The 15,591-nt window shown below is 43.7% G+C and carries 15 protein-coding genes and 1 pseudogene; 7 read left to right on the top strand and 9 right to left on the bottom strand.

Annotation, left to right across the window (positions count from 1 at the left end; genetic code table 11):
- Nucleotides 1-78 precede the first annotated feature (78 nt).
- The gene (locus AB4133_RS21485) at nucleotides 79-1,011 is read right to left on the bottom strand and encodes a siderophore ABC transporter substrate-binding protein (RefSeq protein ID WP_017061897.1); all 933 of its coding nucleotides are present in this window, start codon (nucleotides 1,009-1,011) and stop codon (nucleotides 79-81) included.
- A gap of 938 nt (nucleotides 1,012-1,949) precedes the next feature.
- Between AB4133_RS21485 and AB4133_RS21480 the strand changes: the two genes are divergently transcribed.
- Nucleotides 1,950-2,159 carry a hypothetical protein gene (locus AB4133_RS21480; RefSeq protein WP_004731601.1) on the top strand — a complete coding sequence of 70 codons (210 nt, stop codon included), beginning with the start codon at nucleotides 1,950-1,952 and terminating at the stop codon, nucleotides 2,157-2,159.
- A gap of 230 nt (nucleotides 2,160-2,389) precedes the next feature.
- On the opposite strand, the gene AB4133_RS21475 is transcribed toward AB4133_RS21480, so the two are convergent.
- Nucleotides 2,390-2,983 carry a hypothetical protein gene (locus tag AB4133_RS21475; RefSeq protein WP_017061898.1) on the bottom strand — a complete coding sequence of 198 codons (594 nt, stop codon included), beginning with the start codon at nucleotides 2,981-2,983 and terminating at the stop codon, nucleotides 2,390-2,392.
- 265 nt (nucleotides 2,984-3,248) lie between these two features.
- Between AB4133_RS21475 and AB4133_RS21470 the strand changes: the two genes are divergently transcribed.
- Together AB4133_RS21470 and AB4133_RS21465 are read left to right on the top strand one after the other, a co-directional pair.
- Nucleotides 3,249-3,410 (top strand): hypothetical protein, encoded by a 162-nt coding sequence (locus AB4133_RS21470; protein WP_170962358.1) that lies wholly within the window; start codon nucleotides 3,249-3,251, stop codon nucleotides 3,408-3,410.
- Nucleotides 3,411-3,635: 225 nt separating this feature from the next.
- On the top strand, nucleotides 3,636-4,175 hold the full coding sequence (locus AB4133_RS21465) for a DUF3332 domain-containing protein (protein ID WP_017061899.1): 540 nt from the start codon (nucleotides 3,636-3,638) through the stop codon (nucleotides 4,173-4,175).
- Nucleotides 4,176-4,287: 112 nt separating this feature from the next.
- Here AB4133_RS21465 and AB4133_RS21460 read toward each other — a convergent pair whose 3' ends face one another.
- The 4 genes and pseudogenes from AB4133_RS21460 to AB4133_RS21445 form a co-directional block, all read right to left on the bottom strand.
- On the bottom strand, nucleotides 4,288-4,947 hold the full coding sequence (locus AB4133_RS21460; RefSeq protein ID WP_017061900.1) for a potassium channel family protein: 660 nt from the start codon (nucleotides 4,945-4,947) through the stop codon (nucleotides 4,288-4,290).
- Nucleotides 4,948-6,048 carry an AI-2E family transporter gene (locus tag AB4133_RS21455; RefSeq protein WP_017068458.1) on the bottom strand — a complete coding sequence of 367 codons (1,101 nt, stop codon included), beginning with the start codon at nucleotides 6,046-6,048 and terminating at the stop codon, nucleotides 4,948-4,950.
- Between the two features lie 22 nt (nucleotides 6,049-6,070).
- Nucleotides 6,071-7,021, bottom strand: coding sequence for a DUF2955 domain-containing protein (locus AB4133_RS21450; RefSeq protein WP_372225702.1), 951 nt, complete (start codon nucleotides 7,019-7,021; stop codon nucleotides 6,071-6,073).
- A pseudogene (locus tag AB4133_RS21445) lies at nucleotides 7,020-7,817 on the bottom strand (HlyD family secretion protein); the annotation flags it as partial. The gene AB4133_RS21450 and the pseudogene AB4133_RS21445, both read right to left, overlap by 2 nt.
- 157 nt (nucleotides 7,818-7,974) lie before the next feature.
- On the opposite strand from AB4133_RS21445, the gene AB4133_RS21440 reads away from it, so the two are divergent.
- Nucleotides 7,975-8,970 carry an AraC family transcriptional regulator gene (locus AB4133_RS21440; RefSeq protein ID WP_017072267.1) on the top strand — a complete coding sequence of 332 codons (996 nt, stop codon included), beginning with the start codon at nucleotides 7,975-7,977 and terminating at the stop codon, nucleotides 8,968-8,970.
- Between the two features lie 36 nt (nucleotides 8,971-9,006).
- Here the strand turns inward: AB4133_RS21440 and AB4133_RS21435 are convergent, their stop codons facing one another.
- Both AB4133_RS21435 and AB4133_RS21430 read right to left on the bottom strand, forming a co-directional pair.
- Nucleotides 9,007-10,068 (bottom strand): sensor domain-containing diguanylate cyclase, encoded by a 1,062-nt coding sequence (locus tag AB4133_RS21435; RefSeq protein ID WP_017061905.1) that lies wholly within the window; start codon nucleotides 10,066-10,068, stop codon nucleotides 9,007-9,009.
- Between the two features lie 274 nt (nucleotides 10,069-10,342).
- Nucleotides 10,343-10,771, bottom strand: a complete 429-nt coding sequence (locus AB4133_RS21430) for a PACE efflux transporter (protein ID WP_372225700.1) — start codon at nucleotides 10,769-10,771, stop codon at nucleotides 10,343-10,345.
- 137 nt (nucleotides 10,772-10,908) lie between these two features.
- Here AB4133_RS21430 and AB4133_RS21425 point away from each other — a divergent pair, with 137 nt between their 5' ends.
- Both AB4133_RS21425 and AB4133_RS21420 read left to right on the top strand, forming a co-directional pair.
- Entirely contained in the window at nucleotides 10,909-11,811 is a 903-nt protein-coding gene (locus AB4133_RS21425; RefSeq protein ID WP_372225697.1) for a LysR family transcriptional regulator, read from the top strand.
- Nucleotides 11,812-12,217: 406 nt separating this feature from the next.
- Entirely contained in the window at nucleotides 12,218-12,562 is a 345-nt protein-coding gene (locus AB4133_RS21420) for a hypothetical protein (protein ID WP_017064409.1), read from the top strand.
- A gap of 100 nt (nucleotides 12,563-12,662) precedes the next feature.
- Here AB4133_RS21420 and thiE read toward each other — a convergent pair whose 3' ends face one another.
- The gene (thiE, locus tag AB4133_RS21415; RefSeq protein ID WP_171733114.1) at nucleotides 12,663-13,280 is read right to left on the bottom strand and encodes a thiamine phosphate synthase; all 618 of its coding nucleotides are present in this window, start codon (nucleotides 13,278-13,280) and stop codon (nucleotides 12,663-12,665) included.
- A gap of 261 nt (nucleotides 13,281-13,541) precedes the next feature.
- Here thiE and AB4133_RS21410 point away from each other — a divergent pair, with 261 nt between their 5' ends.
- Complete coding sequence (locus tag AB4133_RS21410; protein ID WP_372225695.1) at nucleotides 13,542-15,485, top strand: methyl-accepting chemotaxis protein; 1,944 nt, start codon at nucleotides 13,542-13,544, stop codon at nucleotides 15,483-15,485.
- Nucleotides 15,486-15,591: the final 106 nt, after the last annotated feature.

Genomic DNA, 15,591 nt, shown 5'->3' with positions numbered 1-15,591 from the left:
CTCGGGTAGCCCGTATAAAAAAGTGAAAAAGGGCTTATAAGAACACTCTTATAAGCCCGAAAATCTGATGGTTAGTAACTATTGAATCGTACGTTCAATGTCACTAAGCATTCTATGAATCGCTGTCACACCGCCACCAGCCAAATACCAAGCACTTGAATCAAGGTAAACGATATTGCCGTGCTGCGCTGCAGGTGTTGCCGCAACCAGTGGGTTATCAAACAGTTGTTGTGCGCGTCCTTCTGATTTACCAATCGCTTTTTCGCGGTCAAGCACGTAAAGCACTTCAGGTTTTGCATCAGCTATGTATTCAAAAGAGATTAGGTTGCCGTGTGTTCCTTTAATCGGAGCCACGGTTGCACTCTTTGATTCCACGAAACCAAAGTCATCAAAGATGATTGAGAAACGGCTGCCTTTGTTGAACATCGCAATGTTGTTACCGTTGTTCATTAGCATCATTGCTGAAGTTTCGTCAGACGCTACTTTGTCGTTTACCGCTGTGATAGAAGCTTGAGTCTCTTTAATGATCGCTTCGACTTCAGCTTGCTTACCAAAGATGTCGCCTAGCACACGCCAGTTTTGCTGAGCATCAGCCCAGTACTTGTCGCCTTCAATAGAAAACATGACAGTAGGAGCAATTTGTGCCAGTTTGTCGTAAACCTTAAGCATGCGGTTTTCCGCGATGATGATGTCAGGCTTCAACATGTAGATAGCTTCAAAATCAGGTTCGCTTAAAGAGCCTGTATTTGCCGTCGTATCTTTGTACGAAGCTAGGTAATCAGGCAGCAAGCTATGAGGCGCGCCAACTGGCTGTACACCAATTTTATCGAGCACGTCTAAGCTACCGTGGCCTAGAACCACCACTCGCTGTGGTACTTCAGTAAACTGCGCTGTGCCTTTCACATGCTCAATGGTGACGGTTTCCGCATGCGCGGTCATCATGAATGATGATGCTAGAACGATGGCAAGCCCGCTCAATAACTGGCGAACTGAATTGATTGTTTTCTTCATGTTTCTTCCTTTGCCATTGATACAAACCACCACTCATGACAATGAAAGTCACATTACTCATAGACGAGCATGGGGCGTACACAACTGCTAAATAACGATAATTTAAAGTCTGTCATTGGATTGACAACAAACTTGTAACGCAAGTGAGAACTATTATCAATTATATTTGCACTAAATTGGCGATACAACAACTTTATTATTCAGAAATGTAAAAGTGAGTATTCATATTTTGCGTAGTCAGGAGAGGTATTAGGAATCAGAAATATCAAAAAGACGCGAAGAGGAAAATACTCATCAACCTGAAGAAAAAAACAGATGGGGAAAGCACCCAAAAACCCTGTAATTACAACGCTGAACCCCAAAATCATGGATTGTAATTTACAATGTAAAGATCATATACAACAGAGACTTAATCATCACCAAATTAGCTGATCAATTAAACCCACTAATGACAACGAATACGAACAGCTGAAAAGCCAAGACTCAGTCAGATATCATGGTCAAATCCCTGACCTTCGCTCATTTAACCTTCAGTAACCTTCAGTAACCGATGGTAAATCACCCAAAAATATTTTTGAATTTAATTGAAAATAGGGTTGTAATTTTGAAAACTAGGCGTATAGTTCGCCACCTGGCTCTAATCTATAGAGCTGTTAATGCTAAAGTAAGTCCAAGTTCCACATAGACAGTTCTCGATTCCCTCGTTACACCATCTCTGCGTCAGCTTTCACCCAGATAGTCATTCAATAGCTTTTAAATTCGATCCTACTACCGATCTATCGTCATTTGCTCTTTTGTCAGCGAAGTCAGAATAGATCGAGCACTTAAATACAAATGTAATAAACACAAGGCACAGTTATGTCACGCAGAACAACACGACAAACCCATTGGTACCAACTATCACGCGAAAAAACAGTCAATAAACTAAAAGGTAATAAATGCTCAAGATTAAAATAGATTTACACAAAGAAGAGATTTCATGGGTCACCGAGATTCGACAGCTCAATAGCGATATACTCCACCGCCACATATTGCCCAAGCTACAACATCACAGCTATCTCATCGACTTTGAATTTAATGAACGAGAAAGCATCGGAACTATCGTTTCAGGCAACGGAAACACCCTAGGACATTTCACACTCCTATAGCATTTCCCAAAGGCTACAAAAGAAACACCATCTAGTCCCAAAGATGTAAAAGATGTCACCCTCAATTCGCTCTAGCAGAACAAAATAGAGTAGAAGTAAAACAGATCTGAAACCTAGCCCTTTTTGCATTTCACACGCGGCTAACGCTAGCTAGGTTATCGTACTTCTATTGAAACCAACTTATATCAAACTCTAAATCACCATTGAGTCATTATCAGTGCATTCATGGACTAATAAGTTAACGGCATCGACCTTAACTTCTGATCAAGAGTATATAAGTGTTCTGCAGCTTGCATGTGTTGAGGGTAATCACTGAACTTCTCACGATTCTCCTCATTCATCTTACATGTCTCATCCACCAGCATTAACTTCCAATACAGCTTCGTTGTATGCAACATCGCCAGTAACGGTTTGAACACCTCTTTCTCATAAGCTTGAATCAACTCTTCAATCAACTCGTCACGTTCGTCTTCGCTTGCGATTGAACCCTCGGTTGCCGACAACACTTTTTGATACTTCAGGTTTTGTTGCAGCTTATCCATGACCGTTTGGTTTTCTTCCGCTAAGTCAACAAGCTTCGACTTAATGATGTTTACCCAATTCGCTTGGCTCAGTACTGTGTCATCAACGCTGGTAAAATCTTCTCGTATTTGTCGTTCAACATCTTTTTGAGCTTTCTTTAAAACCGCACGCACCTTTTGGAAAGGCAGCTGATACTCCTTACTTAGCTCGATAATCAGTTTATGAAAACCACCATTTGGAAGGTGTAAGTTTTCTTTAAACGTCGCCATTGCAGCTTCTTGCTGTTCGGTAAGGTGAGTCATTCTGTTTCCTATTCTTTATCACTTATGGTGCTGAGCCCGCGATCATACCATTATTACCCTCGTTTTTTCGGTAACTTGATCAGTTACACCTCGCTATGCCGTTAAATTCTCTCAGCCCTTTCTCTTTTGGCTAGTTATTAACCCACTTGGCATAAAATGGTAAATCTCTATCGGCGAAAGTTCGTACATTACGCGCTCAGGGGATATCGCCAGACAGGAGTCGTTACTTACATATGAAAGACAAGCGCGAGAAATGAGAAAACAGATGACCTATTCAGAATACAAAGAATCCGATTTGCATAAGTGCGTGAGCATTGGTTCAGAAGCAATGGTATCCATTGCCAAGTTTGCCTTTAAAGCCACTACCCTTTTATTTCGATTTTTCCGCTGGCTTGTCGTATCGGCTTATACCTACGTGATGAAGTAATTCTATATGGGAGTCGTTGTTTTCATTACGACTTATCTAAATACCCCAAAGCGCGCCCTATTAGGTCGCGCTTTTTTTGTGCCCAGTTTTATACCTAGCTTGATGCCAAAAGTCCGAGTGCATTTTATATCGTCAGTGGCGCTAAATGGTAAAACTGACCATCGAATAAAAACCATACTACACCTGTTCCAACGAAACAGACTTCTAACTTATACAGGTACTAAAATGAAAAAGATTGCACTTAAAATTGTAGGACTAACGGTTTTGGCTTCTGCGCTAACTGGTTGTATCGGCAGCAACGCCGTAACAGGGAAAGTGATGAAATTTAACGTTGAAGTTGTCGATAACCGCTATGCCCGTGCAGGTGTAAACTTCTTATTAGCGCCTGTATACGGTATTACTACCGCAGCAGACTATGTGGTATTCAACTCACTTGAATTCTGGACAGGTAAAAACCCTATCAGCGGTTCACCACACGTATTTGATACAAAAACAGACACGCACTTCAAAGTGAACGATGAGCTGGACCCAAGCCTGAAAGAAGCCCCTGTCGGCCCAATTTCTAACAATCGCACCATTGAAACGGGTGAGATGATTAAGATCGACGAAAACACGATTCAAATGGACATCGTCTATACATCTGGTGAAACAGCGACTCTAACGGGCATCAAAGACGGTCAAAACGTTACCTATTACATGGATGGTCAGCTTGTATCGCAAACAACTATCGCTGAATTAGAGAAGATTCAAGGCACTGAAGCTTAAGGTTCATCGCCCACACAGAGTTCAAACTTAAAGAGACTTTTAAGCTCATAAAATAGAACAAGCCCGGCGATTGCCGGGCTTGTTTGTATGTGCTCTATTATTTGTAAATGCTCTATTGGGACTGAGACTGTGCAAGTCGAATGCTCACCAAACTCGCCACCATGATAGCTAAGTAAAAGCTGCCGATAATGGATTCCATAAACACAAAGAATTGAGCAATAGGCAGAGCTGGTGATATGTCGCCGTAACCAACCGTAGTCAAGGTGATAAAGCTAAAGTACATCGCATTAAACAAGTTCGTCAGCCAGACTTGCTCTTCTAACCCGTTAAAGGCATTAGGAAAGATCTCTAAAATTAACAAGTAGATGGTCGACCAAGCAAACCCTAGCAACAAGTAAATACAGATGGAGCCGATGATGTGATTGGGTGTCACCGTTTTGGCTTTCATCACCTGCTTCAACGCCGAGTAAATGTGTGAAAACAAGAACACAGCCAACGCCGATAGCGTCACTATCGACAGGTTATAGCCTTCCAAAAATGAAAACACGCCAGACACGAGCGCCGTAATCAATAAAAGCCCATACCAAGAGCGATACAAGGCTCGCTCTTTATGAATACCGGCAATTGAACTCGCCAACGTAATAATGATAAGAAATAGGATTGTTTTCTGGCCTTGCGGATAAAACTGCTGCATCACCGCGCAACCAAGAAACAACACCAACAGTGCATAGAATAAGAAGTAGAAGTTGTCGTCTTTAGAGACTGGCTTCATCTATTTTCCCTCGACCTCTGCAGGTTTTTTCTCAGTTTCTTGTTGGTTTTTCTCTTCAAGTCCAAGCCACGCCATCATCAGCTCATAGCTTAAACTCAGTATCACAGCACCGACAAACAGACCGACGATGCCTGACATCGCCATTCCGCCCAGTGCACCCAATAGAATTACCAACATTGGAATGTGAGAGCCACGGCTCAGCAATACTGGCTTTAAGATAGCGTCACTGCCGCTCACCAAAATACACCACACTAAGAACAAGCTCGCCGCCAGTGTCGATTCAACGCTGAACATGTAGATGATCGCCGGCAATAGAGCGAGAATCGGTGGAAGTTGGATTATCGCAATGAGCAGCACAGCTAGCGCCCAAAACGCAGCTGCTGGAACGCCTGCAATCACCAAACCGATTGCCGACATCATGGATTGAATCACAGCCACACCAATCACACCTTGCACAACGCTTCGCACGGTCGATTTAGAGAGCTCTACCAACTCTTCACCTTTACCGCCCGTTAAACGCGCCACTAAGTGAGTCACGCCGGTTTTGCATTTATCGGCATTACTCATGAATGCACCCGCAATGATGGTAGAGATGATGAACTGAATAAAGCCGCCACCTAACGAGCCAAGAACAGAAGCCGCTTTCGTCGCAAACTGTTTAAGTTCATCCGCATACTTTATGAAAGTGCCTTCAATATTGTTGGAGGCGGCAACCAAGGTTGAATAAACCTTCTCACCTATGAATGGAATATCTTGTAAGGACTCTTTCGGTTTAGGCAATGACAATGTGCCATCTTGAAGCCCTGTCATCAGGTCAGTCGCGCTGGTGTAGATACCAGAAGAAAGCGCCGCCAAAGGAATAAATAGAAGAATCACACCAATAAAGCTCAGCAATGCACTGGCTTTACCTTTCGACATCCCGGTTTTATTTGAAATTGCGACCGCCACTGGATACAACGCAGTCGCAATGATCGCACCCCATATCACCAGAAGAATGAATGGGCGCAAAATCGAAAAACACCAATACACGAGCATGGCAATCGCTGCGATCTTGATGGCAGCGTCTATCGCCTGTTTTGAAAAATCATCGGTTAACTTCATGAGACGTCCTTGTTAGACAAAATTAAGGCTGATTTTGTAGAAACTTCCAATTCCGTGTTTCTAGGAATAGAGAAGCCAAAATCATATATATGCCAATTAACACTAATTGGAATATGCGTATAAGAGTGTTGCTATCGATGTCACCGGAGCTCATCAACGTGCTACCAACCAGTACGAGCAACGTACTAAATGCAGTGGCGAAAATAGGTGCTTTTTCGGGAACCGTGTAGATCTTGGTAGCCATAAGAATGGCAATAAGTCCTATAAACAAAGAATAGAAGACAATGTTGGGTACTATAGAAAGAATTGAAAAAGCAGCAATCGCCAGCAATCCCCCGATACCGTTACTTATCACCAAAAAAGCGCTCAACTTTATCGACTTCTCTGACGTAATCATCAACGATAACAACGCAATGAACATCATTGTCAGTAAAGCTTCAGATATTTGAAAAATAAAGAAAAAGCACACCACTGGATAGGAGATAATCATCGCCCTAAAGGCCGCATACCAACGCTGTTTCTTTTCGAGTGGCGCAGCAGCGAAGCCTGAGAACGCCGATTTTGGCTCAGGGAAAAATACATGCACTAACGCAAAAAGCATGACTGAAACCACACCAGAGGTCGCTAAGCCAGAGGCCAGCATTACTGACACGCCGGGGTTATCAATCGCCATGAATGGCAACATCAAAACCACAATCAACAGTATGGTGGCAAACAGGTTCCATTTTGGGTCGACAAACAAGTAGTAACCCCACAGCATCATTAACCCCACTAAAATCAGCAATGGGATTGGATAATGGGTAATTCCTCGCGACAGTAATAAACCTAACCCCATTGTCACCACAACGGCCAAGAGCAATTCGTAGACCGTTTCTTTATGGAGATTTGGTTTATCAATTAAGAACTTAGCTGTGAACACTGGCGCCACAAACGCAAGTGGCCAGTTTATCCACGCCGCCAAGAAAACAGCCAACGTGACCTAGGCTGTTCTCTCGATAATAAGCTTCAATCCAAATATCTTCGGTTGAAACAAAGGTCATGATTGCTTGCCCTGCTGATGCATAGAAACCTTCAGACAGGCTAAAGTTAGAGACACCACCTTGTGTCGGTGCAGTAATCACGGTGCGCTCTAGATTCAATTGAGCTTGTTCAAGTGCCAGCAACGCCGCTTTCACTTGGCTATTTTCTTCGCCTTCTTTACCCATTTGTTTCTTAGCACGGTCAAGGTCAGCTTCTGCATTCACAACTGCCGCACTAGAGGTCGCTAATGCTGCTCGCGCTTTATCTGCATCTGATTTAGAAACGACACCTTTATCGGCCATCTCTAAAACACGCTTAGCTTGCAGTTTGGTATTTTGTCTTTCAACAATAGCTGAAGTGAGTTTCGCTTGAGCTGAAGCAATGCTCGCGGTTTGCGCGCCGACATTTTGGCCAGCAATCTCTAAATTTTGCTCGGCTTGTTGTACGGCTATTTGGTAATCAGACTCATCTAAAATGGCTAGCTTATCGCCTTGATTAACCAGTTGGTTAGGTTGAACAAGAATATCGAGCACTTTACCCGACACCTCAGGTTTGATTGGAACGATATAACCTTTGACACGAGCATTATCAGTAATAGGGATGATGCGGTCTGAAATGATACTGAAGATCAACATGAACGCTACGAACAACAATAAGTAGTTGGTGACCTTTCTTACTTTGTCTTTTCCATTTTCTTGCTGGCCAACTTCTTCCTTGGCTTCTTGCGCATTCCCGTTGACTTCTGACATGGGTCCCTTCTAGATAACTAACATCAACAAAATTAATACTTTAAAAATAAGCCCGGTGATGGAAAACTCAAGTAAATAGGGTTAGATTTAGTAAACAAAACGTTGCAAATGATATGCACGTCTAATAGTGCGACAATATATACAGGATTGTATTCCAATGAGCTCTAGTCACTACCAAGTCCCGGTAATTCAAACGAACTACGCCAAAATTCTGGTTCAGGTTTTTTCTGACTATGGTCTCGACCTCCACCTTTTGCTCAAAGATTCTGGTTTACCGCCCGATCTCATTGAATCAGAAAGCGACTTTGTGCCATCAGAATCGATTAAACGTTTGATTTATCTGACATCCGCCCAACTTGGCGTATCTCGGTTCACCGATATTCTTGGACTCGCATTTCGACGTCGAATCATCCCAAATGTCTTGCATCAATTTACCGAATTCGAAACCATTGGCGATGCACTAAAACAGATCAATTCAATCTTTGCCTATGATTCACCAGGCAGCAAAGTCGAGTTTATCCAAGAACACGGTCAGAACTGGTTTTGCCGGACAGCCCCGGAAGACAACTCCCCTATGTTTCAATGGGGCGAAGCTTTCGCTGTTATTTATATCATCGAGTTAATAACCATTTTATCGCAATCACCATGGTTACCGACTAAAGTTCGCTTGCAAGGGCATGACATCGATGTCGTCAAAACACTGGTATCAAGTAACTGCCAACTGTTTGTTGATCATTCGTCGACTGCTGTGCAGATTCCTGATGAGATCTTACAACTCCCAATCCGTCTTACGTCTAAAGACCTCAGTACAAAACCGACACTTATTGAGTGGCATACCAGCTTTACCGATAGTATTTATGAGCTTCTAAAACCGTACATGAAAGAACAAGACCTCTCTCTTGAAGAGGCGGCAGAGCTGCTCAACTTTTCAGTGCGAACGTTCCAACGCAAACTCAAGAATGAAAACACCACTTATCGAAAGATCAAAGAGAACCTGATGTTTTCTGTAGCTTGCGAGCTGATGGAAGAAGGCCACACGCTGACCTACATTTCTAGCCAACTCGGTTACACCAACATCTCTCATTTTTCTCGTGCATTTAAGCGTGTGTCTGGCCTTACGCCGAAGATTTACCAACGCTCAATCTCGGCTTAGGCTTCGCTCGATTGATTAACCAAGCACGGCCTACATCTAACCAAGGGCAATTGGAGTAGCACAGCCTGGGCTAGAGCTACACACTCTATTTCGCCCGTTACCTTTAGCGCGGTAAAGTGCCTTATCTGCACTGCGATAGGTCGCTTCGGCTTGCGCCTGTATTTCAGACACACCACTGCTCACGGTCAGGTTCAATGTTGTCCCTTTGGTAATCACTTCTTTCAGTCGATACATCGCCTCAAACGCTTCTGCCAAATTGGTTTCAGGCATCAAGATAGCGAACTCTTCTCCGCCTACTCGCGCGACGATATCAGTGTCTCGGCTGTTGTTTCTCAACAGTTCAGCGACCTCTTTCAGCGCTGAATCACCTTGGTCATGACCGTGATTATCATTGATAGCCTTGAAGTGATCTAAATCGATCAACGCCAAACAGGAATGTGTGTAACCATAACGCTCTGCCAGGTTAGAATAATGTTTTAAGTCGTTATCAAAGCGGCGTCGATTCCAGCACCCTGTCAGTGAATCCGTTTCCACCAGCATTCTTAATCGACGCTCCAATATCTTGCGTCGGCTAATATCCGTAAAGGTCACCACGTACTTGTTATTGTGCGGCAGAATTTCAGTTAGCTTTTCCACCACAACGTTTACGGTAAACTGCTCACCAAGTCGACTGACGCCACTCAACTCACCTTTCCATCTCTGGTTTTCCTTCAGTGAGCGAGTAATGGTCGTGATTAGGCTGCTGTTATTCATAAAACAGAGATCAGAAATCGGACGAGATTCGACTTGGTCAAAGGCATAACCTGAAACCCGAGAGAATTGTTGATTCACTTGTATGACCCTCAATTGACTATCGAGGACAATAAAACCTGCGACACCATCAATGATCGCTTCCGACAAGTTATTCTTGCTTTGAGCCATTTCATGTCGATAAAGGCGTGCGGTAATAAGAGTGCTAAGTAAAAACAACGCACACACCGAAAAAAACATGGCTGGCGTAGAAGCAATACTCAGCAACCACAAGCTAAATGCCATATTGAGGACAAGTGCAGACACCACGTATAGCGGCATTTTTCGGTCATAACTTAACTTGTTCATAGTTTGCTCTGGTGATGGGCGAATGACTATGATGGCTAAGTTTTAATTAAGATATTTACCATTTTACGACACATACAAATTCAAATTACATATCGAACAATAAGTGCATAGGGTTACACTAACTATTAAGCGGAAGAGATTGAAAAGATTCGAGACCGCCACTTTGAATGCCAACCAGTGCCGGGTTACCTAGGCCTACTAACCGAATATCTCCGTCAAAATAACGAATAAACAAACGGTTAGTGGCCAAGCTCGTGTTTACTGACTTGGTAGATTACTGAACGGCTAGCTCCCCTCTGCGTACCCAGAATGCTCGAACATGGTCATAAATCAGATTAAACACAAACGCGTAAATGGTAATAAAAATGGTCACGCCGATGTCCATCAAAAATGCCTGCCATAACCCCACGTTAAGTAAGTATGCCATCACAGGGATTGTCGCTATCAACAAGCCAGCCTCAAATAGCACGACATGAAAAACACGTAACTTAAGCGAACGCTTTGATTTTCCCCCCGTGAAATAACGATCAAAAATACGGTTAAAACAGTAGTTCCAAATCATTGCGATAGTCGCAACAACTATCATGGTTCCTGATAAGGCATTCACATCGTGATCAGTAAATATCGCTAAACCTATAATTGACAGTGTGACGGCCAATACTTCAAACAACACCGAGTGGAAAACTCTCTCTAACGTACTCATACATTCCTATAGCAATTTATAACATGGTGGACTTACCGAAATTATGTCACCGAAAACAATAAGAGAAAGTTAACAGCCATCACGTTTAGTGATAGCTTAAGTATAAGTACCCCATTTTGTATTGAGCGAGAGATAACATGTACAGTTTTGAGCAACTAAAAGTCTTCGTCACGGTGTGTGAAAGTGGCTCTTTCTCTGCCGCCGCTCGCAAACTGAAACGAGCTCAGTCTGGGGTAAGCCAATCGATAGCCAACCTCGAAATTGCCATTGACCAAGAGCTGTTTAACCGAGAGAAAAACATCCCCGTTTTAACCAGCAAAGGTAAAGCGTTATTGCCTGTGGCTAAGTCCATTCTTGACCAGCAAAAGTACTTCGATCAAAAAGTAGAATCGCTGACCCAAGAAGATGAGCACGAACTGATCATTGCGGTTGATGAAAGCATCATAGATAAGAACTTCATTAAGATAATCAGCTCACTCGCCGATCAATTTCCAATCACACACTTCGATATCATTACCACCTCAACCTTTGATGTTGAAGACCTAGTAAGACGAGGAAAAGCACAGATTGGCATCATCTACGCGGATGGCGAACTGAAGGTCGATATGGATTTCTTTTTGCTGGGCCAAGCGCGTTTCCTAACTGTTAGCTCTGTCACTCACGAACTGAGTCGCATGTCCGTTGTACAAGACTCAGACCTCAAGCGCTATCGCCAATGTGTGCATCGCAGCTCAAAGCAGCGCGAACTGTGGTTCACCTATGGTATTAGCTCGATGCGTTGGTATGCAAACAACCACAAGACCATTGTTGATCTCGTTGAACAGAACGTGGGTTGGGCTAATGTGCCCGAGATGATGGTGATGGAAGGCATTCAAAAAGGCGACCTTGTGGCGTTGCCTGTTTCGCACGAGCATGGTGGTTGGATTACTCCAGTAGGTTGTTTAGTTTCTCGCAGCCACATCAATGGCCCAGTTCTCACCAGCCTTATTGAGCAGCTTAAGAGACACTCACTGCAATACAATCAATGGCAGGCTAACTAACCTCCCCTGTTCTTCACTCATCGTCAATTCATAGATTCAATATCGACGTGGGACTCACCACCGCTACCTCATTTCTGCTTATCTTGCCGATAAATATCTTTGTCGTGTGGATAAAACACCCTAGTTGATGTCCCAAAGTGACATAACTACACTGCGATCCCAACGGGTTTGTCTTTTCAAACGAATATAGACAGACCCAAATCGTTCTTTAACACCACTGACCCAACTTCAAATCTCCCAGATAAGCGCTCAGCCTTGCCGTTGCTTATATCGGTTTCAAATAGATCACTTTTTGAATATTAATTCGCACCCAGTTTATGAGCGCTCTTTGAGTGCTTTTTTATATCTAAATGAACCTTTTGGAAAATTTGTCGTGAACGTTTTAAGAAATATTTGCCCTGAGAAAATGGGTAAAGAGCGTAACAAACGAGAGTATGATTTACGCGTACTTAATTGTGTCAGTGAAAGCGAATATGAATCGCGTATGGCGGTTTGGAATAGCCTTGCGTTAACTGCTACTCCGTCTGCTTCGGAAACAAAGGGCTTCATCGATGAGTCTTTCAACAAGCTTCAACAAGACCTGAAAGAAGCTAGCCGTGAGTTATCGATTAACTACACGGACTTCATCGCAATGGCGCATGAAGAGATCAACTACATTAAGGTGTTTGTTGCTGATAAAACAGCACAATACGGTTGGTACGCTGCGATCGTTCTTATGGTCATCGGCACGGTTGCTCTGTGTATTCAGTAAGTTAGACCACAAATTTTACTGGCTACTGCATCGAGCGCTTTAATGCGCTCTAACTAGAAAACAAATGACGAGTCTCATTTGTTTTCTAGCCACCACAAACTCACTCTCCCATCAAAAACAACAAATCTTGGGTCGCTTGTTTCGGGTCTTCTGCGTGACATATCGCTGATACCAAGGCTAATCCATGAATACCTGTGTTAACCAACTGCGGAATGTTCGATTCGTTGATTCCACCGATACCAACAATCGGCAATTTCGTTGTTTTCAAAGCCATTTGAATGCCTTCATAACCCCAATGTTTCTTTAGATTCGTCTTAGTCGGTGTGGCAAAAATCGCACTGAGACCAATGTAATCGATCGGCAAACTATCTGCTTGTTGTAGCTGCTGTTCAGTTTCAATTGATAACCCAAGAATCTTGTCTGAACCAATCAGCTTACGTGCTAACTCTGCAGGCATATCCGATTGACCCAGATGCAAACCATCGGCGTCGACAGCCAATGCTACGTCCACTCGGTCATTGATGATCAGCGGAACACCTGAGCCAGCCAGAATCGACTTAACCGCTTGTGCTCGTTCAATGAAGGCTCTTACGTCCCCATGTTTTTCTCTTACTTGAACCATAGTGACGCCACCAGCAACCGCTTGTTCAACCACGAATTTAAGCGTTTCTAGATCTTGTTGGTCGTCAGTCACCAGATAAAGTTTATAAGGGTTCATCGCGTACCTTTGAAGTCGATTTCTAAAATTGGTTTTCTGCCATTTTACCGACAAATCACATCCTATGCATGGAAGTTAGCACTTAATTCCTTAAGTTAGGCGGTTGAATTCAAATACGCAACTCGTTGAAAGCATGTCGAAAAACCCGATTTTTCTAACAAAAGCGTTACTTATTACACAAACTATTCGCTTTAGCATGCCCAGAATGCTGTTTTATGAAATACTCCCCTATGAAGGAATCAGGTAAATATAGGGATAGTTATGCGCCACCTTTCTATAGCGCTCAAGATCAAGCTGGGTTATGCCATCTGCTTGCTCTTTTTCGTCATTTCAGGCCTTGTGAGTTACAAAGGTATTCAAACCTTGTCGAACGGCTTTAGCCAGTACAGTGACCTCAGCCACAAGGCGACATTGTCAGGCAACATTCAAGTGCACTTTCTTCAGATGCGTTTAGCTTCTGAACGTTACTTAGAGTCATTGGATGATCAATACGAAGCGAATTATCAATCGAGCAAACTTGCGATTGATGAACTGCTGAACAACTTAATCCAAACCACCACCAATACTGATAGCTTGTCGAGCCTGCAATTAGTGCAAGACAGCGTTGCAGCTTTTGATGCGGCTTATGGATCAATGAAACAGAGCCAACTGCTCATTGACCAGTTAGTGAACGTGGAGATGGTCACACGAGAAACCAACGCACTGAAAGCGGCTCAGAGCTTATTGTATGAGTCTTACAACAACAATGATCCAAACGCGAGCTTATACGCAGGCATGTTGATGGAGAACTTCCTCGCAGCCAAGATCACAGTGCTGAGTTACTCAAACAACAACGACCTCAAAACCTATGAAGCTGGTAAAGACATTTTTGAATACGCGCTACCAGGTATTGAAGGCGACATTGAGTCTCTCAAATCATCGCCTTATCAAAGTGAGCTGATTGAGGACTTCTCGAACCAACGCGAAGCGTATGCAAAAGGCTTTGAGCAAGTTCATCAACAGATGATTGAGAACACGCAAAGAACCGCTACCCTCGCCTCTATTGGTGACAGCTTAGCGATTGCAGTCGCGGATGCTCAAAGTATTCTCGAGCAACAGAAACAAGCATTAACGCCAGAACTGCAAGCCAGTGAAAAACGTTCAGTTCAAATCATCTTCTTGCTAACGGGTGTGGCTTTGGTGATTGGCATGACGAGCGCAGTGTTGGTGACTCGTTCTATTACCAAAGGCATCGCACAGGTTAAACAGATCACCAATGAGCTTTCTCAAGGCAACTTAAATGTTGAAGTGAACATCGAAAGCAAAAACGAGATTGGCGAACTGCTGACTAATATGGAGATCACCATTGAGTCTCTGCGCGATATTGTTGGTCAAGTGAACCGCTCTAGCGTGCGTATTGGTGAGATGTCGGAGTCACTCAATCAAGTGACAAACAACAGCTCGACTAACGCGACACAGTTGAACAATGAAATGATCAATATCTCGTCAGCCGTTGATCAATTGGCTTCGAGCACATCGGAAATTGCTTCAAGTGCCAACCACGCCTCTCAAGTGGCGAACCAAGCGACCGAGAATGTCGCGATGGGCCTCAAAGAAGTCGACAAGACACTGCATGAAATTGGCAGCGCCGATGAAAGCATGCAGGTCAGCAGCCAGAAAGTGACCGACCTACACAAAGAGTCGATGAACATTGGCGCGATACTGGAAGTAATCAAAGGCGTATCAGAGCAGACTAACCTTCTCGCGCTGAATGCCGCAATTGAAGCCGCTCGCGCAGGCGAACAAGGTCGTGGATTTGCCGTAGTAGCCGATGAAGTAAGAACGCTCGCTAAACGCACCCAAGACTCCGCTAGCCAGATTGATGAACTCATCACCTCGCTGCAGCGTGGCGCTAAAGATGCGTTAGAGTCGATCAAAGAGAGCCACAGCACGGTTTCCGATGCTTCAACTCAGGCACAGCAAGCTTCTCAGAACTTACATGTGATTAATCAACACATCCAAGATCTGAATCAGGCCAACAGCCAGATCGCAGTGTCAGTTGATGAGCAGGATCGTCTTACCAAATCACTGGGTGAAAATGCGCAAGGTGCCAATACCATCGCGCAAAGTAACCAAGAGTCAGTCAGCAGCATTTCAGGTGCAGCGAGCGATTTAACCGAGGTTGCTCACCACCTAGAGAGCCAAGTTAACCGATTTAGAACCTAGCCAGCCAGTCTATACACAGCTGACACAGTTCCAAACCAGTAATAAAAAGCCCCCTACACATAAGTGTCGGGGGCTTTTTTAAGTTAATTGTCCCGTCCTGAAATGT

It is taken from the genome of Vibrio sp. 10N.286.52.F8, from assembly GCF_041468745.1.
GTDB lineage: Bacteria > Pseudomonadota > Gammaproteobacteria > Enterobacterales > Vibrionaceae > Vibrio > Vibrio crassostreae_C.
The sequence above is the reverse complement of the archived record's forward strand: the minus strand, read 5'-3'. Positions and strand labels throughout refer to the sequence as shown.